Source organism: Pseudomonas sp. D4002 (assembly GCF_013385665.1).
Classification (GTDB): Bacteria; Pseudomonadota; Gammaproteobacteria; order Pseudomonadales; family Pseudomonadaceae; genus Aquipseudomonas.
The window spans coordinates 32,558-52,487 of sequence record NZ_JACAPN010000031.1; the positions used below are offsets into that span (position 1 = coordinate 32,558).

The following is a 19,930-nucleotide window of genomic DNA, read 5'->3' on the forward strand; positions in this document are numbered from 1 at the left end:
CTGGCACTGAACCAACGCTATCGCAGGCAAGCCAGCTCCTACAGGGGTCGTGTTCCTCCAGTTCCAGTCAGTTGACCGGCGCGTTTTCGCCTTGGTTGGCGCGGCGTCTTGCGCTCGGTTTGGCGGCCTGTTCCAGCGCCTGCTGGCGCTGTTGCAAGGCTTCCAGCAAACCGAAGTCCTGCGGGAAGTCGTCCACCTGGATCGCGTGATCGCCATATTCCACATAGCGCGCGAGCAAGCTGTCGTCTTCCTCGCTGATCAGGTCCAGCGCCCGCGCCTTGACTCGCCACGGAGTAAACGCCGCACTGGAAATCGGCATTGGCTCGATCAGGCCTTGCTTGATCGCCCCCTTGAGCCGCGCCTCGATCAGCTCCACTTGCGGCAACAGGCGCAAGGCCAGCTCGCCGTAAGCCAGCTTGTCGATTTCCGGCCGAGGAATGTAGGAATTGCCCAGCAAGCGGTCGCGGGTTTCCCCCGGCACCTGCACCAGCTCCGCCACTTGCGCCAACAGGCGATCCGACGGTTTGCGCTGTGGAATACCGAACGGGAACGTCAAGCCACGCACCACCGCCGCCGCGGCTTTCGACGGGTAGTTGTCGAGCACTTCGGCCAGGGCCTCATGGGCGCGCAGCAACGCGTCCTGGGCCGCCCAATGCACCAGCGGCAAATCTGCCTGTGGCCGGCCATCATCCTCAAAACGCTTGAGCACGCAGGACAGGATGTACAGCTGGGACAGAATGTCCCCCAGCCGCCCGGTGATGCTTTCCTTGCGCTTGAGGGCACCGCCCAGCACGCCCATGGAAATGTCCGAGATCAACGCCAACACCACCGACAGCCGATTGGCCTGGCGGTAGTAGGACGCCAGCGCCGGATCGGTCTTGCCCGGCACGGAAATCAGCCGTCCGCCCGTCAGCGAATACACTGCGGCACGCACGGTATTGGCCAGCACGAAGCTCAGGTGACCGAACATTGCGCTGTCGAAGTCCATCAGGGCCTTGCGCCGGTCCGTGTTGCGCGCCGCTTCCATCTCGCGGAACACATACGGATGACAGCGGATCAGGCCCTGGCCGTAGATGATCAGGCAGCGAGTCATGATGTTCGCGCCTTCCACCGTGATGGCGATGGGGCTTTGCTGGTAGGCCCGGGCGAGGAAGTTGTTGGGCCCCATGCAGATGCCCTTGCCGGCCACGATGTCCATGCCGTCGTTGACGATGATGCGTGCCCGCTCGGTAACGTGGTATTTGGCGATGGCCGAGATCACCGAGGGTTTTTCACCGGCATCCAGTGACGCCACCGAGACCTTGCGCACCGCGTCGCAGGCATACAAATGCCCGGCCATGCGCGCCAGGGGCGCCTGCACGCCTTCGAACTTGCCGATGGGCAGGCCGAATTGCTTGCGCATCGCCGCATAAGCGGTGGTGCCGCGCACAGCCACCTTGCCCAGGCCGACGTTGGCCGACGGCAGGGAAATCGCCCGGCCAGCCGCCAGGCATTCCATCAGCATGCGCCAGCCGTTGCCGACTTGCTCGCGGCCGCCGATCACCCATTCCAGCGGGATAAACACATCCTTGCCGGTGGTCGGGCCATTCTGGAATACCGCGTTGAGTGGCCAGTGACGCCGGCCGCTGTTCACCCCCGGATGGGTGGTGGGGATCAACGCGCAGGTGATGCCCAGGGAACCCGGCTGGCCGAGCAGACCGTCCGGGTCTTCGGCGCGGAAAGCCAAGCCGAGCACGGTGGCGATTGGGCCGAGGGTGATGTAGCGCTTGTCCCAGGTCACACGGAAACCCAGTACTTCCTCGCCTTCGTGCATGCCCTTGCAGACGATGCCCAGGTCTGGAATCGCGCCGGCGTCGGAGCCGGCATACGGGCTGGTCAGGGCGAAGCACGGGATGTCTTCGCCCCGTGCCAGGCGTGGCAGGTAGTAGTTGCGCTGGGCGTCGGTGCCGTAGTGCAGCAGCAGTTCGGCCGGGCCCAGGGAGTTGGGCACCATCACTGAAATCGCCGCCGCCGAGCAGCGGGTCGAGAGCTTCATCACCACTTGCGAATGCGCATAGTGGGAGAAGCCTTTGCCGCCGTACTGCTTGGGAATGATCATGCCGAGGAAGCCGGCATCCTTGGTGTACTGCCAGCCTTCGGGGGACATGTCTTGCCAGACCTGGGTGGTTTCCCAGTCGTTGGACATGTCGCACAGGGTCTCCACTTCGTTGTCGAGGAAAGCCTGTTCTTCAGCGCTGAGGCTGGCGGGTGCGGCTTGCAGCAGGCGTTCCCAGCGGGGTTTGCCGCTGAACAGCTCAGCGTCCCACCACACGGTGCCGGACTCGATGGCAGCACGCTCGGTGTCGGACATCGCCGGCATGATGCCGCGAAAAAGGTCCAGGGCCTTGCTGGTCAACAGGGTGCGGCGCAGGGGTTTGATCGTCAGCAGCAGCGCGGGCAACACCACCAGCACCGCCACCACGCCGGCGCCGAAACCGGCGACTGCGTTGAACAGGTAACCGGCCGCCAGCCAGACCAGGCCGGCACCCAGCCAGAGGGTGGCAGCGGCTTGTCGATACGCCAGGGCAATCGCTGCTGCGAGTCCCGCCAATAACCAGATAACCATGGGGATACCTCTACTCAATTCAGGGTACGGCCAACGCCCGGGCAGATCGGAATGACCTGTGACGTAAAGCCACACTACAAACTTGAAAAGATAAATTCAAATTTTGTTTTGAAATTTTTATTTAATGCCTGGACGAAAAAATCAAGGGCTGAGCAAGTCAGCCTGATGGATCAAAGGGAACACGTGAGAAATGCCGGAAGAGCAGCAAGATGCGCTTGCCGCCCTCCTTTATCGGCTAGTCAATTCACTTCACTGCACGCGATCAGAACGCGTAAGTCGCTGATAGGCTGACCACCTCCCCTTTGCTGTCGACCTTGCCATCCAGGCGTGCGCCGCCGAGACGATCGACGTTCTGCGTCTTCAACTTGACCTCTTCCACAAACTGCCGGGAGTACGCACCGTCCAGGGTCAGCCCCGGAATAGCTCTTACGGCGTAGCTCAGCCCCAGGGAAGCAAACCAGCGGTCACCGTCAGGAATACGTGGGTCACGTGTGGAGTTACGGGTTGGAGTCTGGTCGTTGGCGACACCGGCACGCACGGTCCAGTCGTCGGTGAGTTTGTAGTCACCGCCCACCGACAGCATCCAGACGTCACGGTACTTGTAGGGAATCGACACGATGGTGCTGCCGTCGGACTTCAGGGTCAGGTCCTTGAACGAAGACCATTGCGTCCACATGGCGCTGACACCCAGGGTGAAGCGGTCATTGAACACGTGCACCCAATCAATCGCGGCATTGGCCGGAATATCCAGCTGGGTTGAGGCGTTGGCGCCATCCGGGTACAGATGCAGGCCAGGGTACGCCTGCTCTACCAGGGTTTTGCCGAAAGCAGGGTTGATATCGGTCATCAGGCTTCTGGAGCCGTCATCGGCATAGATATTGTAGTTACCCTCCAGCTTGTTCTTGATCTTGGCGTGGTAGTTCAGGCCAACAGTATCCTGCAGCGTTGGCTTCCAGACCACGCCGGCAAACCAGCCGACAGAGGTGTTATCTACCTTGACCCGCATCAAGGCATGCCCAACCCCCGAAGGAAAGGGTGCACCGCCCAATCCTGGCGACAAGGCCGCCGCTGCCAGCAGGTCGACGTTCTGGCTGACGAAGCCACTACTGTGCTGCACGATGGCGCCACCACCAATGGAGAACTGGTCGTTGACCTTGAACGACAGCGAGCCCGTCACACCTACCGTTTCGATCTTGGTGTCGACGGCGAAGTCGCGACCCTTCCAATCCGGGTCCCAGGTACTTTTCATGCCTTGAGGGACAACAGCGCTAAAGCCGAGCGCAAAACGGTCATTGAGCGGAATCACCGCAAAGCCGGTAGGCAGCCAAGCGGTGAAGCCTGCTTCGCCGCCGTTGCCTGTGCGCGGGGTTGAGGTAGGTATACCTGTCAACGGATCAATGACGCTGGAACTGCTCGGATCTCCCTTGTAGTCGTAAGCACTGCCCTTGTACTTGATATTGACGCGGGCGTAGTCGACGGTTTGCTGCACGATAGTGTGATCAATAAATGCCATGGCAGCCGGGTTGTTGTACGCAGCTGAAGGGTCATCCTTGAACAGCGAACCACCACCAAAGGCACGGCCCCAGCCCTGCGCGCCATAGGTCGGGGTAGCAAAACCACCTGCCTGCGCCGGAGCGGTAATCATCAGCCCCCCCAGCAATGCGAGCCCCAATACAGCCTGCACCTGTTGTTTTTTATTATTCATGCGGCACTCCTTATTGTTATCAAACTGAGCCTGCTCGAGCCGGCTCGTCTTGCTGCTTCGTTTGCCCGTTCAGGGGCATATTTCAACCTTTGATCTGATGATCAAGTTCAAGGACTAATCGTGAGGACTGGCGAAGGCTTGAAACTGAATGCCGTGATTCGGCAGCTGTCGCTTACGGTGTGAGGGCTAAGGAGGCTAAAGGTGTTATCAGCAGCACTCCATTGCGTGGTCAACGTACTTGGAGACGCGCACGTGTCGGAGAAGAACTTCTCGGCGAAACCTGAAAGTGTTGCGGTGCTGGCATTCGTCGGTACGAGGGTCCACGGCAGATTAAGCGGCCCGGAAACTCCGCACAGTGCGTTGCCCGTAAAAGTGGCACCGGTGATGGTCGCACTTGAACCGTCGGAAGCGACCTTTCCGGTCAGCGCGACTGTGCAAGGGACGGGTGTCCATACCAAAAGTTTTACTGCGGTAGAGATCGAGCCAGTGGCAGTAAATGCGGCGCCCGCCTGGGCAAACGATGCCGCGTGGGTCATTGAGGATGTGAATGCCAGGCCAAGCAGCAGCGCAGTTAGAGAAATACGTGTGGTAAGGCTTTGCATTGTCTTAGTCCCCAGACTTTTTATTGTTATCCACCGGCTCCGCCGGCATCAGTTACATGGCCAGACACCTCGCCTGAGGCGCAAGCCGATCAAAATTCGTTTATCAAGGATTTATCATCAGGTATGGCATTGCGAAGCGCATCGACACAACTTCACAGCTACCGGAAAGTACCTGATTCATTGCATAGAGATTTAAGCCATCGGTGTTATTGAAGAGAGAAACGCTAATAGTTGCAGGACCGCAGTTAGTACCAGGAATAATTGGCGGAAGGCTCGCCACAGTGAAACTGACATTAGATAATGCGCCGAAAGCACTGGCTGTTGGACTCAATACCCATGGCAAGTTACTGACACGATACATGGCACACAGGGCGTTGCTGCCGGCGATATAAACACTGGTCAGACTTGCCGTGGAACCATCGTGGGATACCCGCCCAACAAACTGGATATTACACGTTACAGGTGTCCTCATCGAAGACGGCGACTTCAGCGTCAGGGTGCCGTTAACGGTGGTAAATGATTGGTCGGCAGGAATGAAAGACGCCGCGTTGGCCATCGAAGCCGCACAAATGCACATTGCAACAGCAGTAGCACCCACGAACGTTTTCAAGCTTTCCATGTTTTTCCACCTGTCTGGTGACGTATTCACCAAGCGCAATGAACGGTGTTGTCAGCCGATCCGTTGGCTGTCCATCCCTGAACAAGCGCCTCTCGCGAGGCGCCTGCCTTCCATCGGGGTGATCAACCCTTTTTACGGAGTACGCCTATCAAGGAATTACCACGGCACCCGGTGCGGTGAGGCTCAGCGACACCACGGTGCAACTGCCGGTCAGCGTCTGGTTGGTTGCAGTGATCGTGCTGGAAGCTGGGCTGGCAGTTGACGCCAGGCCCACGGCAATAGTGGTCGGGCCGCAGTTGGTGGCAGGAATGATTGGCGGTGCACCTGCGATGGTGTAGCCAACGTTGGTCACGGTACCCGCAGTAACGGAGGTAGCCGATAGTTTCCATGGCAGGTTAGTCATCTTGGGCAATGCGCACAGGCTGTTGGAACCCGATACGGTGGCGCTATTGATATTGGCAGTACCATCGGCGTTAACAACACCCTGGAAAAGAATGTTGCAAGTCACTGGCTGCTGAAACGACGACGGCGATTTGACCGTAATGCTGCCGTTAGCGGTGATGCTTGCACCAATAGGGCTGAAAGACGCCGCACTGGCCATCGAAGCAGCACCCATGCAAACAGTCAAAGCAGTCAAAGACACGAGGGTTTTCAAGCTTTTCATTATTTTTCCTCACATGTTATGGCGAGTCATTTCGCCAGGGGTAATGGCCATGATCGAGAGGTCACGGTGAATCTGCAGAACTTCCCTTTCCAGCCAAATTTCAATTCAATTACCGCTACAACATCCCACTGCTACTCAACAACTTTGAAACTCGGCGGCATCTTGATCGACACCGTCTTGATCTTGCAGTCTTCGCCGATAGGCACATTCGACGCTTCCAGCTTGCCGGTGGCGTTATCCCAGGTTCCATCGGCAGTAGAAGGCCCGCACTTACCGCCCAAACCAAAGGCATGCACATCCACGGCGATCTTCGACATCGAGCCGCTCCTGGTATCTTTAGCCACTAATACCCACGGCAAGTTGATCGCTTCGACCCGGCTGCACTTGAGCCCGCCATCGAATTCAACTTTGTCGACATTCACCGACGAGCCATCCGCCGCCACTTTGCCGGCGACCTTGATGGTGCAATCCGCGCTGATCAGCGCGCCTTTGGAAAAGCTGATGGGGCCCTGGGCAGTAAACGCGCTGCCGGCGGGTTCGATACGGGCGGCCTGGGCCTGGTGGTAAACGATCAGGCCCAGGGCAGCCAATACAATGTGCGTGGTGAACTTGGCAGGGGTTTGCATGGTGTACGTCCTTCCCTTAATTTTATTTTTGTTCGGGTCAAACAACTGTCTTGCAACTAAGCCGTACTCGAAACCGGTAAAGCCTGGGCGATGAAAACCTGCGCGATACACAGATCCCGAGTACGCCCTACAACTGACTGCTTTCGTTAGAAGGGTCTGGTGGTGTTGCTGTACTTCTCCAGGTACTTCAAACGCTGTGAAGGTTGAAGATTGGTCAGGGTGATATCCCCGGCGTAATGATTAAGTACCCGGTGATCCATGCGTCGTCGCCACAAGTACGGCACATACGCCCAGACAATCATGCTGGCATAACCGTATGGAAGTTGCGGCGATTCATCAAAATGACGCAGTGACTGATAACTTCTGGTTGGGTTGGCGTGATGGTCGGAGTGCCGCTGCAGTTGGAACAGAAAGATATTGGTGACAATCCGATTACTGTTCCAGGAATGCCGTGGCGAGCAACGCTCATAACGACCGTTGGGCAACTTCTGGCGTTTCAGGCCGTAGTGCTCGACATAGTTCACCACTTCCAGCAGCGAGAAACCGTAGATGCCCTGGATGATCAGGAATGGAATCACTGCCGCGCCCAGCCAGGCAATCATCGCGCCCCACAACACCACGCTGTACATCCAGGCGCTGAGTACGGCGTTCTTCCAGTGCCAGGCCGGCAGGCCGAGTTTGCGCAGGCGTTCACGCTCCAGGTTCCACGCCGAGCGTGCGCTGAACCATACCGAGCGCGGCAGGAAGGCCCAGAAGCTCTCCCCCAACCGCGAACTGGCCGGGTCTTCCGGGGTGGCGACGCGCACGTGGTGGCCACGGTTGTGTTCGGTGTAGAAGTGCCCGTAGAAGGTCGGCGCCAGGGTGATCTTGGCCAGCACGACTTCCAGCAGGCGCGGCTTGTGCCCCAGCTCATGGGCGGTGTTGATGGCGATGCCGGTGGCAGCGCCAGTGGACATCGCCATGCCCAGGTAGGTGAACCAGCTCACCTGGCCATGCAGCTCGGTGCGCGCGGTGATGAAGGCGGCGGTTTTCGCCAGCCAACTCGACGGGTCCAGGGTGGCGGTGGCATGCAACAGGCCGCCATTGATAATCCAGTCGATACCGCCTGCGGCCAGCCACCCGGTGACCACCAGGGATGAGATGACAAACAGCACGCCGGTGTAGACGATCCAGCGGTAGTAGCTTTGGGATTCGAGGTTGCTGACGGCGGACTCGGGCGGGTTACTGACGTCTTCACCCAGCAGGCCGTCGATCAGCGGGATCAGGCCGAAGATCACCAGCACGCCGACCCACCACAGTTGTTGCACGCCGGTAGTGATGGCCAGGGCGCCAGAGAGAATTGGGGTTGCCAGGGGCATGATGCCGAGCCACCACAGGTGGCGCTTGCCGTCGGTCCAGACGTTCGGGGCAGCCAGGGTCTGATTCATGGCAGCCTCCGCACGACGCAGGCAGGCAGGGAGCAAAAATCAACACTGGACAGGTACACGGAGCGGTGACTGCCCCGAGAATTCAACCATGCGATAAAAGGCGTTTTTTTCATTATTTTATTCGCTCTTAGGCATTTCAAAAATTGTTTCAAATTAGACATTGAAATAATTTTTTTAAATAAATAGCGCGGAATCGTTAGGTCGTCAACTAGTTTCTTGAACCCTTTTGAACGTGACCGAGCAGTCTCTTTTTCAGCCGTTTGGTCAGGTGTCTAGGGCAAGCATTGACGAGTTCGAACCGCGAGTTCAGTCGCACAATTATTTACTCGCCAACGCAAACGGCGGGTGCAACACCGTGGCGCTTTCCGGCGGCCGGACGCGCTTGGCTATCTGCTCGACCACCGCCGCGACACGCTCGGTGGCCGTGATCGGCAACATATGCCCGCGCCCTTCCACCAGCTGCAGTTTCAGGCCCGGCACCAGGCTGGCCAGGGCCTGCCCGTGTTTGCGGAAATCCAGCACCTTGTCCTGCGCGCCATAAATCAGCCCGATCGGCAACGTCAGCTGCGGGTAGCGCTTGACCATGTCCGGCAGGAAATCGTTGACCAGGTTGATCTCGGTGGAGGCGGCATAGAAGTTCTCGGGCCGCATGCCCAACAAGCCGCCACCACGGGTGGCGAAGTCTTCCGGGGCCGGGTCGGGGGCAAACACGCCCTTGACCACCGAGCCTTTGGTCAGCAATCCGATCGGCATGGTCAGGGTGTGCGACATAAAGCGTCGCAGCCATCCCGGGCGTATCGCCAACGACATAAACACCAGCGGCAGCAGGCGCTGGGGATGGGTCAGGGGCGCCACCAGGATCAATCCGGACACCGCGTGGGGATGGTCCAGTGCCAGTGCCAGGGAGATCGCCCCGCCGAGGGAATGCCCCAGCACCAGCGGCTTATCCAGGTCAAGCGTCTGGATAAAGCTGGCGACTTGCCGGGCCTGGCCAGGCAGGTCCGCGGCCGTGCCGGCATGCCGGGTGGAATAACCCGACCCCGGACGATCCACGGTGATCACTCGAAAGTGCTCACGCAATTGGGCAGACAAGGCGTACGTCAAGTTGCGACTGCTGCCCATCAGCCCGTGGATCATCACCAGCGGTGGGCCCTTGCCCTCGTCTACATAATGAAAGCGCTCGCCGTTGATCTCCAGAAAGCGCCCGTTGATCGGAACAGCAGCTTCTATTCGCCGTGTCATCCGGGCACTGAAGGCCCACAACACTACGCTTAACCCTACACACACACCCGCAGCGACAACCCACTCGACAGCCATAGCTCGGTCCTCTGCATCCCTGCGTTGCTGGCGGCCCGACCGGTATTGGTCAAGGCCTCAGCCATCGTCCACCCTGGACCTTAACTGTGTGCGTACAAGCTCTCGTCCGTCGGATAAGTCGCACATGAGGAACTGGGTCGTAGCCTAGACGATATTTTCAGGTAGATTATTTAAAATCTTTTTTAAAATAAATAATTCAATTTTCCTTTGCAATGGTGTTCTATCTAAAAAGCCAAAACAAAAACAAGGAGCACATCCGATGTCGACACCCGTAAGGCGCCACCGGCCCACGAGGGACAGCCTATGAATGCCCATGACACCATCGACATCGCCATCATCGGTTCCGGATTTGCCGGGCTGTGCATGGCGATCAAACTCAAGGAAGCCGGGTTCCACGACTTCTTTATTGCCGAACAGGCCGATGCTCTCGGCGGCACCTGGCGGGACAACCAGTACCCCGGTTGCGCCTGCGACGTGCAATCCCATGTCTATTCGTTTTCCTTTGCGCCCAACCCGGACTGGACCCGGCAATTTGCGCCACAGGCGGAGATTCGCGCCTACCTGGAGCAGTGCGCCCGGCGCTTCGAACTGGCGCCGTTCCTGCGCTTTGGCATGGGCCTGGAGAAGGCGGTATTTGATGAGGCGCAACAGCGCTGGAGCCTGAGCTTCAGCAATGGCCGCCAGGTCAGTGCGCGGGTGCTGGTGTCGGGAATGGGCGGCCTGTCGCGCCCGGCACTGCCGGATATTCCGGGCCTGGACAGCTTCAAGGGCAAGCGCTTCCACTCCCAGCAGTGGGACCACGAGTATTCATTGAAGGGCAAGCGCGTGGCGGTGATCGGCACCGGCGCCAGTGCCATTCAGTTCGTGCCGCAGATTGCGCCGCAGGTGGCCCACCTGGACCTGTTCCAGCGCACCCCGCCGTGGATCATGCCCAAGCCCGACCGGCCGATTTCACGCTTCGAGCGCTGGGCCTTCAAGCACCTGCCGTTCACCCAGCGCCTGGTACGCGGCGCGTTCTATTGGGCACTGGAAGGTCGCGTGGTGGGCTTTGCCCTGCACCCGCGCCTGATGAAAATGGTGCAGAAAATCGCCGTGCGCCACCTGCACAAACAAGTGGCCCGCCCTTCCCTGCGCAAGACCCTGACGCCGGACTACACCATCGGCTGCAAGCGCGTGCTGATCTCCAACGACTACTACCCGGCCCTGTCCCGCAGCAATGTGCAGGTGGTAACCGACAACGTGCTGCGCATCGAGGCCGACGGGGTGATCACCGCCGACGGCATCAAGCACCCGGCTGACTGCCTCATCTTCGGCACCGGCTTCCAGGCCACCGATCCGCTGCCCCGCAACTGCATCATCGGGCGCCACGGCATCGACCTGATGGACACCTGGCAAGACGGCGCCCACGCCTACCTGGGCACCACGGTGCCGGGTTATCCGAACCTGTTCCTGATCGTCGGCCCCAACACCGGGCTGGGGCATAACTCGATGATTCTGATGATCGAGGCCCAGGTCACCTACATCCTCGATGCCCTGCAGCAAATGCAGCGTCATCGCATCGCCACGGTGGACGTCAAGCCGGCGGTGGAACTGGCCTACAACGCCAGGCTGCAGGAAAAACTCAACGGCACCATCTGGTCCACCGGCGGCTGCAAGAGCTGGTACCTGGACCCACGCACCGGCAAGAACACCACGCTGTGGCCCGGCTCCACCTGGCGTTTCAAGCAGGTCACCCGGCATTTCGCCCTCAAGGACTACGTCGCCAGCCTGGTGCCGATACCGTCCACCGCGCGCCCGGCCGCAACGCCCCACACCACCGCAGAAGGGAGCCTGTCATGAAGTCATTCAACGGCCGCGTGGCGGCCATTACCGGCGCCGCTTCCGGCATGGGCCGCGCGTTGGCCCTGGCGTTGGCGCGTGAAGGCTGCCACCTGGCGCTGGCGGATAAAAACAGCCAGGGCCTGGAGCAGACCGTCGCACTGATCAAGGCCCAGGTGCTTGCACCGGTGCTGGTCACCTCGCAGGTGCTGGACGTTTCCGAGCGCCAGGCCGTGGAAGACTGGGCCGCCCGATGCGCCGCCGAACATGGCCAGATCAACCTGATCTTCAACAACGCCGGCGTCGCGCTGTCGAGCACCGTCGAAGGCGTGGACTACACCGACCTGGAATGGATCGTCGGGATCAACTTCTGGGGCGTGGTGTACGGCACCAAGGCCTTTTTGCCGTACCTCAAGGCCAGCGGCGATGGGCATGTGGTCAACACTTCCAGCGTGTTCGGCCTGTTCGCCCAGCCGGGCATGAGCGGCTACAACGCCACCAAGTTCGCCGTGCGTGGTTTTACCGAGTCCTTGCGCCAGGAACTCGACCTGCAAAAAAGCGGGGTCTCGGCCACCTGCGTGCACCCTGGCGGGATCCGCACCGACATCTGCCGCAGCAGCCGGATCGACGCCAACATGACCGGCTTCCTGATTCACAGCGAACAGCAGGCCCGGGCCGACTTCGAAAAGCTGTTCATCACCGACGCCGACCAGGCCGCCAAAGTGATCCTGCAAGGCGTACGCAAAAACAAACGCCGCGTGCTGATTGGCCGCGACGCCTATTTTCTGGACCTGCTCGCGCGCTGCCTGCCTGCCGCCTATCAAGCACTGGTGGTGTTGGCCAGCAAACGCATGGCGCCCAAGCAACGCAATGCGCCCTCGCCCGTCCTTGAAACCAACGAAGAGCACCGTCTCTGAACTGGAGTACCGACCATGCTGCCGATTCGCCGCGACCTCCGTTTTGCCCTGCCGGCCGAACGCATCAAGGACTGGCATGAACAAGGCCCGTTCATTACCCACTTTTTCAACGCACTGTCGTTGCTGTTTCCCCAGGGCGAGCTGTTCTTCATGGACAGCGTGCGTCACTACCGCCAGCGCATCGAAGACCCGGAGCTGAAGAAAGAAATCCAGGGCTTTATCGGCCAGGAAGCCATGCACAGCCGCGAGCACGTGGCCTACAACGACCTGCTGCAAGCCGCAGGGCTGCCGGCGAATACCCTCGACCGTCGGTTGAAGATGATCCTCGACGCGCAAAAGAAATACCTGCCCGCCTCCTTCAACCTGGCGGTGACCATTGCCCTGGAGCACTACACCGCGATGCTCGCGGAAATCCTCCTCAGCGACCCGTCGCGGTTCGGGGATTCGGTCAAGGGTTACCAGCAGATGTGGTACTGGCATGCCCTGGAAGAAACCGAGCACAAGGCGGTGGCGTTTGATGTGTGGAACAGCGTGATCAAGCCTGGGCCCAAGCGTTATCTGCTGCGCACTTCCACCATGCTCATCACCACGGGGCTGTTCTGGCTGACGATCCTGGACTTTCACCTGCGCCTGTTGTTCGCCGACCGGCGTTCGGGCGGGCATTTGAAGGGCTTCTGGCGGATGCTCAAGTTTCTGTACGGGCCCAAGGGCGTGTTCCCGCGCATGGCGCTGCCCTGGTTGCATTACTTCAAGCCCGGGTTCCATCCCTGGGACCACGACAACCGGGCACGCCTGGCGGGCATTGACCGCCTAGTGGAGGAGATCGAGCAGGCGCATAAAGGTTATGGGCCCGCCTGAGTCCGCTTAGCGCTGGGTCGGGATGCGAATATCGCCATCCCGGCACTGGCTCTTGACGCTGCGCGGGCAGCCGGCAAACGCCAGGTCCTTGGTCAGGCACACCCGCACCTCGGTCAGCACGGCACCCTTGCAGATCACCGCAAGGCCATGGTTGCCCATGGCCGGGTTGCTCTCGCGAAACAGCGCTTCGATGTCCCGCGCGCCCAGGCCGCTTCGGACATTGAAGGGCTCAAGCTGCTGCGGGATCTTGACCACGCTGAGCGCTGCATCGGTCTTGTCCAGGTAAGCCGAAGCCTCAAGGCCGCTGCAGGTGCCGTGCTTGGCCCATTCATGCCTGAGCAGTTTGGGCGACGGGAACAGCGTTCTGCCCCGGGCGAAGTCTGCATCCGACAAGCGCGACTGCGGCTCACACGAAGCCGGCCAGCCGCCCTTCGCGTACTGCGGCCACAGCCCATGCAGGACAAACCCGTAGCCCTTGCCCGAACACTGCTGGTCGTCCGGGTGCGTCAGGCAGAAGGTCGGCGACCAGGACAGCGACAACACATAAAAGTCAAACTCCCCGGCCTGCCCCTGGGCCCGCGGCGCTGCTGTCGCGGCCCCGGCCAACGCCAGGCAAAGCACAATCCAGGCTGCTTTCATTTTCATCCGTTCATTCCTTAAAAAGACAAAATTAAAGCACCGCTAGACCGCCAGGTTGGGGTTACGTTGTAGCACCCGGTCCATGACCCGGTCGGTCTTCAACGCCTCGATCGCCAGTGCCGGGTGTTTGCTCTCGCCGCGAATATGCGCATTCATCCCCAGCACGTGATGCCACTGGATATGTGCATGGTTGGGCACCTCCAGCACCTCGCTGGTCTCGCCCTCAAGCCGCAACGGCGCCTCATCGAACACCGAAAACGTGATGCGGCCCTTGCTGCCGATCATCTCCACCCGGTCTTCGCGCCGGTCGGCGACAAAGTTCCAGCAGCCCATGCCCAGCGCGCCCGAGGCGAACGTCCAGCAGGCGGTGACGGCATCTTCGGCGGCGTAGCGCCCGGCCTGGCGCGCGGTAAACCCGGCCACCTCGACGATATCCCCGACCAGGTACTGGAACAGGTCAAAACCGTGGCTGGCCAGGTCGGCAAAATACCCGCCGCCGGCAATCGCCGGGTCGGTGCGCCAGTTGGCACTGCTGGCATCGTCTTCCGAAGGCGGCTTGCACAGGGTCCAGGTCAGATGACGCAATTCGCCGATGCGCCCGTCCTGCAGCCAGTCCCGCACCTGCTGGAAGCGTGGCAGGGAACGCCGGTAATAGGAGACAAACAGGTGCAGCCCGGCCTGTTCGAAGGTGCGCTGCATCAGCGCGCTTTGCTCGGCATTCAGGGACATGGGCTTCTCGACGCAGCAATGCTTGCCGGCAGCGGCCACCATCAGGCTGTATTCGAGGTGGCTGTCGGGCGGTGTGGCGATGTAGACCGCGTCTACTTCCGGGTCGTCGATCAGCGCCTGGGCGTCAGTGTAGAAACGGGCAATGCCGTGGCGTGCCGCATAATCGCGCACGGCCTCCTCGCGCCGCCCCATCACGGCCACCAGCGCAGAACCTGGCGCTTTGTAGAAGGCGGGTCCACTCTTGAGTTCAGTGACATCGCCACAGCCGATCATGCCCCAGCGTACGGTGTTCATCTGCATCTCCTTCAGGTGAGTTTTTTTCGATGGGGCAGTATCGGTGTTTTCCGGCCCCCTCTCCACCCTGCCGGATAAAGACTGAGCATGACAATTGCATTACACTTTTATGACAATCATCCAGCTGCGGGGGCACAGACGATGAAAATAAGGGCCACGGTGATTTGCGAGCACGACGGGCACATCCTGTTCGTGCGTAAAGCCCGCTCGAAATGGGCATTGCCCGGCGGCAAGGTCGAGCGCCATGAGCGCCCGGCAGGTGCTGCCGCACGAGAACTGGAAGAGGAAACCGGGCTGAACGTGGACGGTTTGCTGTTATTGCAGGAGCTGAAGGCCAGCGACACCCTGCACCATGTGTTCGAGGCGTCGGTGGTGAATATCGACGAAGCCCGGCCCCTGAGCGAAATCAAGGAATGCCAGTGGCATCCCTACACACGCCTGGAAGACCTGGATACCACCCAGGCCACCCAGCAAATCGTCAAATCCTTCCTGCGCCGTCTCTAAGGCGCCGCCAGTTCCGGGCTTTGCCCGCTGCGCAACAACGCCTGTCTTACCAGACCATTGGCTTTCTGCCGTTCGACAAAGGATTTGACGAACGCGGCAGCGGCTGCGTGCGCTACCGGTACCGCGACCGCCTGGCTGATGCTCATGAAGTCATCCTCCAGCAGGCGCCAGCGCTCATCCAGCCGGTTTTGCAAGTAATCCCGAACCCCGGCCGCGGCGTTCAGGCCTTGCTCGATAAACAGGTCCACGGCAGCCGCCGAGGTCGGCGCGCGTACCAGTTCGGCATGCTGCACTGTGCGGCTCAGGTACAGGTCATACGCGGCACCCTGGCCGACAGCGATGCGTTGGCCCGGAGCATCGAGTTGGGACACGCTGCCCAGGGGTGAATCCACCGTCACCAGGTACGTACCCTTGATGATCACGTAGGGCGCGCTGAAGGCGATTTCCTGCTCGCGCACCGGTTCGATGGCCAGGAATGCCACGCGCCAGCGGTCATCGCCCAGCGCGGCGAAGACCTTGCCCGCCGCATCAAAAGTGATCAACTCAAGGTCGACCGCCAACTCATCGGCCAGGGCCCTGGCCAGCGCCACCGACACGCCCTGGGGCTGGCCGTCCTCGCCGCGCTGGGCCAGCACCGGGTTGCCAAAGTTGATGGCAGCCCTGAGCACACCCTCGGGGGCCAGTTGTTGCAGTACCTGCGGGTCAATCATTACGCGCTCCTTGAACGGTTCTTTGCACGGTCTTGCGAATGACGAAGGGCAAGACGCCGCCGTGTTCAAGGTAACCAACCTCCTGCAACGAGTCGAGGCGCAAGGTCAGGGGGGTACGCGTGGTCTCACCGGTGGCGCGGTCAATCTGCAAGGTGATCGGGTTGTCGCCGACCTGCAACGCGTCCAGGCCGATGAAGCTCAGAGACTCACTGCCGTCGAGGTTCAAGTCCTGCACCGATGCGCCTTCATCGAACACCAGCGGCAACACGCCCATGCCGATCAGGTTACTGCGATGGATTCGCTCGATACTGCGGGCCACCACCACCTTGATCCCCAGCAGGGTCAGGACCTTCGCTGCCCAGTCGCGGCTGGAGCCGGCACCGTAGTTGATCCCGGCGAACAACACGGTGGGTGTACCGGCGTAGCTTTGCGCGGCGAGGTACAGCGGCAGGTAGTCGCTGCGGTCGGCATTCCAGGCCCAGACGCCCTGGCGCGGGGGCTGGTCGCAGGACAGCAGATTGTTCAGGCGCGGGTTGGTAAACGCGCCGCGCACCATCACTTCGTGGTTGCTGCGCCGGGTCGAATACTGGTTGAGGTCCGCCAACGCTTCACCGCGCTCCCGCAGCCAGTGCCCGGCCAGGCTGTCGGCCGGAATCGTGCCCGCCGGGGAGATATGGTCGGTGGTGACGTTATCCCCCAGCACCACCAAAGCACGGGCGTTGCTGATGGCCAAGGACACGGCCGGCACCGGCGTTACCCCGGCAAGGTACTGCGGGCGGCGCAGGTAAGTGGAGGCCGGGTGCCAGGCAAACTGCACGCTGGCGTCGGCTTCCAGCGCCTGCCAATGGTGAGTGCCTTGCCACAGCAGTGCCTGGCGCTGGTGAAACAGCGCCGGGCGCACCACCGCCGCCACTTGCGCGGCCACCTCGGCTTCGCTGGGCATCAACTCATGCAGGAACACCGGCTGGCCCTGGGCATCCATCGCCAGCGGCTGGGCCGACAGGTCGGTGTCGATGCTGCCGGCAATCGCATAGGCCACGCACAACGCGGGCGAAGCAAGGTAGCCGGCAGGGACTTTCGGGTTGACCCGGCCTTCGAAATTGCGGTTGCCCGAGAGCACCACCACGCCTTTCAAGCCCTGCTCGGCGAAGGTCTCGACATGGCGTTCGAGGCTGCCGGAATTACCGATGCAGGTCATGCAGCCAAAGCCCGCCAGGTCGAAACCCAGCGCGGCGAAATCCTCCAACAAGCCGGCGGCTTCCAGGTAATCGGCCACCACCCGTGAGCCTGGCGACAGCGACGTCTTGACCCACGGTTTGCGCGTCAGCCCACGGGCGCGGGCGTTGCGGGCGAAGAGCCCGGCCTGGATCATCTGCGCCGGGTTGGCGGTGTTGGTGCAACTGGTGATGGCCGACATCACCACCGCGCCATGGGTGATCGGCACCTGGAATGACGGCTCGAAGAAATCCTGCTTTTGCGCGCATACATGCTGATGAAACGACGCCCCGGCCTGGGCCAGGGACTGGCGCTGATGGGGCTGATGCGGGCCGGCGACACTCGGTTCAACCTGCGCCAGATCCAGCTCGATCAACTCATCGAACACCGGCTCGGGATCGTCGTCCCGGCGCCACAGAGATTGCGCCGACATGTAGGCCGAGACCTTGTTGATCAAGGCCTGCGGGCGCGCACTCAGGGTCAGGTACGCCAGCGTCTCGTCATCAAACGGGAAAAACACCACGGTCGCACCGTATTCCGGCGCCATGTTCGCCACGGTGCCCCGCGCCGCCCAACTCAGGGACGCCAGGCCCGGTCCGGTGAACTCGACAAACTTGCCGACCATGCTGCGCCGGCGCAGCAGTTCAGTCACCGTCAGTGCCAGGTCAGTGGCCGTCACGCCGTCGCGCAACGCATTGGTGACGCGAATGCCCACCACCTGCGGATAAGGAATCGGCACCGGTTCGCCGAGCATCGCCGCCTGCCCTTCCAGCCCGCCAACGCCCCAGCCCAGCACGCCGATGGCATTGATCATCGGCGTGTGGCTGTCGGTGGCGACCATGCAGTCGGGGTGCAACAGCACGTGGCCGTTGCGCGGCGCGCTTTCCCACACCACCTGGGCGATGGACTCCATGTTCATCTGGTGGATGATCCCGGTGCCCGGCGGGATCACCTTGAAGTTATCCAGGCTGGCCTGGGCCCACTTGATAAAACGGTAGCGCTCGCTGTTGCGGCGAAAATCGATGTCCAGGTTGGCATCCACCGCGCCCGCCTCGGCGTAGTGCTCGACGATCACCGAATGGTCGATGGTCAGCACCGCCGGGATCGAGGGGTTCACCGCCCGGGGATCACCGCCCAGTTCGGCCACCACATCGCGCATGCCGGCGAAATCCGCCAGGGCCGGCAGGCACGTGGTGTCGTGGAACATCAGCCGGTTGGGCTGGAACGGCACCTCGCAATCCGGCCCTTCGCCGATGGCCCGCGCCGCTACCTGTGGCAATGAAGCCGGGGCACAGCGGGCAATGTTTTCCAGGAGAATGCGCACGGAATACGGCAGGCGCTGCAGTTGCGCCGGGGTCAGCAACTGGTGCAGGTCGATCCAGGCAAAGCGCTGGCCGTCGATGTCGAGGTGACTGAGATACTCACTCATAGCTGTTTGAATACCCGCTCGATACGCTCAAGGCCCCAGTCCAGTTCTTCGCGGGTAATGGACAACGGCGGTGCGATGCGCAGTACGTTTTCGTGGGTTTCCTTGGTCAGCAGCCCTTCGGCCAGCAGCGCTTCGCAGATGGGCCGCGCATCGCGGTCCAGTTCCACGCCGACCCACAAGCCACGCCCGCGAATCTCGCGGATGGCCGGCGAGTGCATGGCCTTCAGGCGCTCCACCAGGTAGTGGCCCAATTGCGCGCTGTTATCGATCAAGCCCTCCTCTTCCAGCACCTTCAACGCTTCCAGGCCAATGGCCGCCGCCAACGGGTTGCCGCCGAAGGTCGAGCCGTGGCTGCCGGCGTCGAACAGGTCCATGATCGAATGATCAGCGACGAACGCCGACACCGGCATGATCCCGCCGCCCAGGGCTTTGCCGAGGATCAATGCATCGGGGCGAATGCCTTCGTGCTGGAAGGCAAACCACTTGCCGGTACGGCCCAGGCCGGACTGGATCTCATCGAGGATCAGCAAGGTGTTGGTCTGGTCGCACAGCTGGCGCAGTTCCCGCAGGAAACCTGCGGGCGGCACGCGAATGCCGGCCTCGCCCTGGATCGGCTCGATCAGCACCGCGCAGGTGTCGGCGGTAATGGCCTGGCGGAAACTCTCGATGTCACCGAAGCGCGCCTCGGTGAAACCGTTGCAGAATGGGCCGAAGTCGGCCTTGTAGTCCGCCTCCGACGAGAAGCCGACGATGGTCGAGGTGCGGCCGTGGAAATTGTTGTCGGCCACCACGATGTTGGCCTGATTGGCCGGGATGCCCTTGATCCGGTAGCCCCAGCGTCGCGCCGCCTTGATCGCGGTTTCCACAGCTTCGGCGCCACTGTTCATCGGCAGGGCCGAGTCGAAGCCCGTGATGCGGCACAAGGTCTTGAGGAAGTTGCCCAAGGGTTCGCTGTAGAACGCCCGGGACACCACGCTGATCTTGTCGATCTGCGCCACGGCGGCGGCGCGGATGCGCGGGTGGACATGGCCGTGGCTGACGGCGGAATAGGCCGACATCATGTCCAGGTAGCGCTTGTCATCATCGCCAATGGCCCAGACGCCCTCGCCCTTGACGATCACCACCGGCAAGGGGGAATAGTTGTGGGCGCAGAATTGGTTTTCGAGGGTGATTGCCGGGTTGGGGTGCATGGTGGGGATGTCCTGCCGAATAAATAATGAATGAACAACAAAGACCCAATGTGGGAGCGGGC

17 protein-coding genes are annotated in these 19,930 nt (G+C 61.2%); 4 read left to right on the top strand and 13 right to left on the bottom strand.

The window, feature by feature from the left end; translation table 11 throughout:
* Window positions 1-67 precede the first annotated feature (67 nt).
* From HX824_RS22275 to HX824_RS22310, 8 genes are all read right to left on the bottom strand, one after another.
* Window positions 68-2,605, bottom strand: coding sequence for an acyl-CoA dehydrogenase (locus tag HX824_RS22275; protein WP_177055078.1), 2,538 nt, complete (start codon window positions 2,603-2,605; stop codon window positions 68-70).
* A 262-nt stretch (window positions 2,606-2,867) separates the two neighbouring features.
* Window positions 2,868-4,310 carry an outer membrane protein transport protein gene (locus HX824_RS22280; protein WP_008437147.1) on the bottom strand — a complete coding sequence of 481 codons (1,443 nt, stop codon included), beginning with the start codon at window positions 4,308-4,310 and terminating at the stop codon, window positions 2,868-2,870.
* A gap of 107 nt (window positions 4,311-4,417) precedes the next feature.
* Window positions 4,418-4,912 carry a hypothetical protein gene (locus HX824_RS22285; protein WP_008437146.1) on the bottom strand — a complete coding sequence of 165 codons (495 nt, stop codon included), beginning with the start codon at window positions 4,910-4,912 and terminating at the stop codon, window positions 4,418-4,420.
* Between the two features lie 103 nt (window positions 4,913-5,015).
* Window positions 5,016-5,531, bottom strand: coding sequence for an alkane oxidation protein activator PraB (gene praB, locus HX824_RS22290; RefSeq protein ID WP_134326834.1), 516 nt, complete (start codon window positions 5,529-5,531; stop codon window positions 5,016-5,018).
* A gap of 148 nt (window positions 5,532-5,679) precedes the next feature.
* Window positions 5,680-6,195: an alkane oxidation protein activator PraB gene (praB, locus tag HX824_RS22295; protein WP_008437145.1), complete on the bottom strand. Its 516-nt coding sequence runs from the start codon at window positions 6,193-6,195 to the stop codon at window positions 5,680-5,682.
* Between the two features lie 131 nt (window positions 6,196-6,326).
* Complete coding sequence (gene praA / locus HX824_RS22300; RefSeq protein WP_008437144.1) at window positions 6,327-6,821, bottom strand: alkane oxidation protein activator PraA; 495 nt, start codon at window positions 6,819-6,821, stop codon at window positions 6,327-6,329.
* 146 nt (window positions 6,822-6,967) lie between these two features.
* Entirely contained in the window at window positions 6,968-8,248 is a 1,281-nt protein-coding gene (locus tag HX824_RS22305) for an alkane 1-monooxygenase (protein WP_102369301.1), read from the bottom strand.
* Window positions 8,249-8,566: 318 nt separating this feature from the next.
* Window positions 8,567-9,565 (bottom strand): alpha/beta fold hydrolase, encoded by a 999-nt coding sequence (locus HX824_RS22310; protein ID WP_023658917.1) that lies wholly within the window; start codon window positions 9,563-9,565, stop codon window positions 8,567-8,569.
* 303 nt (window positions 9,566-9,868) lie between these two features.
* Between HX824_RS22310 and HX824_RS22315 the strand changes: the two genes are divergently transcribed.
* Genes HX824_RS22315 through HX824_RS22325 form a run of 3 tightly spaced genes read left to right on the top strand, consistent with a single transcriptional unit; the run spans window position 9,869 to window position 13,158 of the window.
* Complete coding sequence (locus HX824_RS22315) at window positions 9,869-11,404, top strand: NAD(P)/FAD-dependent oxidoreductase (RefSeq protein ID WP_177055079.1); 1,536 nt, start codon at window positions 9,869-9,871, stop codon at window positions 11,402-11,404.
* Window positions 11,401-12,300 (top strand): SDR family oxidoreductase, encoded by a 900-nt coding sequence (locus HX824_RS22320; protein ID WP_003214652.1) that lies wholly within the window; start codon window positions 11,401-11,403, stop codon window positions 12,298-12,300. Before HX824_RS22315 ends, HX824_RS22320 begins: the two co-directional genes overlap by 4 nt.
* A 15-nt stretch (window positions 12,301-12,315) precedes the next feature.
* Window positions 12,316-13,158, top strand: coding sequence for a metal-dependent hydrolase (locus HX824_RS22325; RefSeq protein ID WP_003214649.1), 843 nt, complete (start codon window positions 12,316-12,318; stop codon window positions 13,156-13,158).
* Between the two features lie 6 nt (window positions 13,159-13,164).
* On the opposite strand, the gene HX824_RS22330 is transcribed toward HX824_RS22325, so the two are convergent.
* Together HX824_RS22330 and HX824_RS22335 are read right to left on the bottom strand one after the other, a co-directional pair.
* Window positions 13,165-13,803, bottom strand: a complete 639-nt coding sequence (locus HX824_RS22330; RefSeq protein ID WP_003214647.1) for a ribonuclease T2 — start codon at window positions 13,801-13,803, stop codon at window positions 13,165-13,167.
* Between the two features lie 36 nt (window positions 13,804-13,839).
* The gene (locus HX824_RS22335) at window positions 13,840-14,820 is read right to left on the bottom strand and encodes a Gfo/Idh/MocA family protein (RefSeq protein WP_087694134.1); all 981 of its coding nucleotides are present in this window, start codon (window positions 14,818-14,820) and stop codon (window positions 13,840-13,842) included.
* A 141-nt stretch (window positions 14,821-14,961) separates the two neighbouring features.
* On the opposite strand from HX824_RS22335, the gene HX824_RS22340 reads away from it, so the two are divergent.
* Complete coding sequence (locus tag HX824_RS22340; RefSeq protein ID WP_032899596.1) at window positions 14,962-15,324, top strand: NUDIX hydrolase; 363 nt, start codon at window positions 14,962-14,964, stop codon at window positions 15,322-15,324.
* Here the strand turns inward: HX824_RS22340 and HX824_RS22345 are convergent.
* Genes HX824_RS22345 through rocD form a run of 3 tightly spaced genes read right to left on the bottom strand, consistent with a single transcriptional unit; the run spans window position 15,321 to window position 19,868 of the window.
* The gene (locus tag HX824_RS22345) at window positions 15,321-16,034 is read right to left on the bottom strand and encodes a transporter substrate-binding domain-containing protein (protein WP_177055080.1); all 714 of its coding nucleotides are present in this window, start codon (window positions 16,032-16,034) and stop codon (window positions 15,321-15,323) included. The two genes, HX824_RS22340 and HX824_RS22345, sit on opposite strands and share 4 nt — an antisense overlap.
* Window positions 16,027-18,678, bottom strand: coding sequence for an aconitate hydratase AcnA (gene acnA / locus HX824_RS22350; RefSeq protein ID WP_177055081.1), 2,652 nt, complete (start codon window positions 18,676-18,678; stop codon window positions 16,027-16,029). The genes HX824_RS22345 and acnA overlap by 8 nt, the downstream gene beginning before the upstream one ends.
* Entirely contained in the window at window positions 18,675-19,868 is a 1,194-nt protein-coding gene (gene rocD / locus HX824_RS22355) for an ornithine--oxo-acid transaminase (protein WP_087694138.1), read from the bottom strand. Before rocD ends, acnA begins: the two co-directional genes overlap by 4 nt.
* Between the last annotated feature and the right edge of the window lie 62 nt (window positions 19,869-19,930).

What these genes read in the sequence shown, in the direction of transcription:
- HX824_RS22275 (WP_177055078.1), bottom strand. Translation starts at nt 2,605, where the DNA reads ATGGTTATCTGGTTATTGGCGGGACTCGCAGCAGCGATTGCCCTGGCG.
- HX824_RS22280 (WP_008437147.1), bottom strand. Translation starts at nt 4,310, where the DNA reads ATGAATAATAAAAAACAACAGGTGCAGGCTGTATTGGGGCTCGCATTG.
- HX824_RS22285 (WP_008437146.1), bottom strand. Translation starts at nt 4,912, where the DNA reads ATGCAAAGCCTTACCACACGTATTTCTCTAACTGCGCTGCTGCTTGGC.
- praB (WP_134326834.1), bottom strand. Translation starts at nt 5,531, where the DNA reads ATGGAAAGCTTGAAAACGTTCGTGGGTGCTACTGCTGTTGCAATGTGC.
- praB (WP_008437145.1), bottom strand. Translation starts at nt 6,195, where the DNA reads ATGAAAAGCTTGAAAACCCTCGTGTCTTTGACTGCTTTGACTGTTTGC.
- praA (WP_008437144.1), bottom strand. Translation starts at nt 6,821, where the DNA reads ATGCAAACCCCTGCCAAGTTCACCACGCACATTGTATTGGCTGCCCTG.
- HX824_RS22305 (WP_102369301.1), bottom strand. Translation starts at nt 8,248, where the DNA reads ATGAATCAGACCCTGGCTGCCCCGAACGTCTGGACCGACGGCAAGCGC.
- HX824_RS22310 (WP_023658917.1), bottom strand. Translation starts at nt 9,565, where the DNA reads ATGGCTGTCGAGTGGGTTGTCGCTGCGGGTGTGTGTGTAGGGTTAAGC.
- HX824_RS22315 (WP_177055079.1), top strand. Translation starts at nt 9,869, where the DNA reads ATGAATGCCCATGACACCATCGACATCGCCATCATCGGTTCCGGATTT.
- HX824_RS22320 (WP_003214652.1), top strand. Translation starts at nt 11,401, where the DNA reads ATGAAGTCATTCAACGGCCGCGTGGCGGCCATTACCGGCGCCGCTTCC.
- HX824_RS22325 (WP_003214649.1), top strand. Translation starts at nt 12,316, where the DNA reads ATGCTGCCGATTCGCCGCGACCTCCGTTTTGCCCTGCCGGCCGAACGC.
- HX824_RS22330 (WP_003214647.1), bottom strand. Translation starts at nt 13,803, where the DNA reads ATGAAAATGAAAGCAGCCTGGATTGTGCTTTGCCTGGCGTTGGCCGGG.
- HX824_RS22335 (WP_087694134.1), bottom strand. Translation starts at nt 14,820, where the DNA reads ATGAACACCGTACGCTGGGGCATGATCGGCTGTGGCGATGTCACTGAA.
- HX824_RS22340 (WP_032899596.1), top strand. Translation starts at nt 14,962, where the DNA reads ATGAAAATAAGGGCCACGGTGATTTGCGAGCACGACGGGCACATCCTG.
- HX824_RS22345 (WP_177055080.1), bottom strand. Translation starts at nt 16,034, where the DNA reads ATGATTGACCCGCAGGTACTGCAACAACTGGCCCCCGAGGGTGTGCTC.
- acnA (WP_177055081.1), bottom strand. Translation starts at nt 18,678, where the DNA reads ATGAGTGAGTATCTCAGTCACCTCGACATCGACGGCCAGCGCTTTGCC.
- rocD (WP_087694138.1), bottom strand. Translation starts at nt 19,868, where the DNA reads ATGCACCCCAACCCGGCAATCACCCTCGAAAACCAATTCTGCGCCCAC.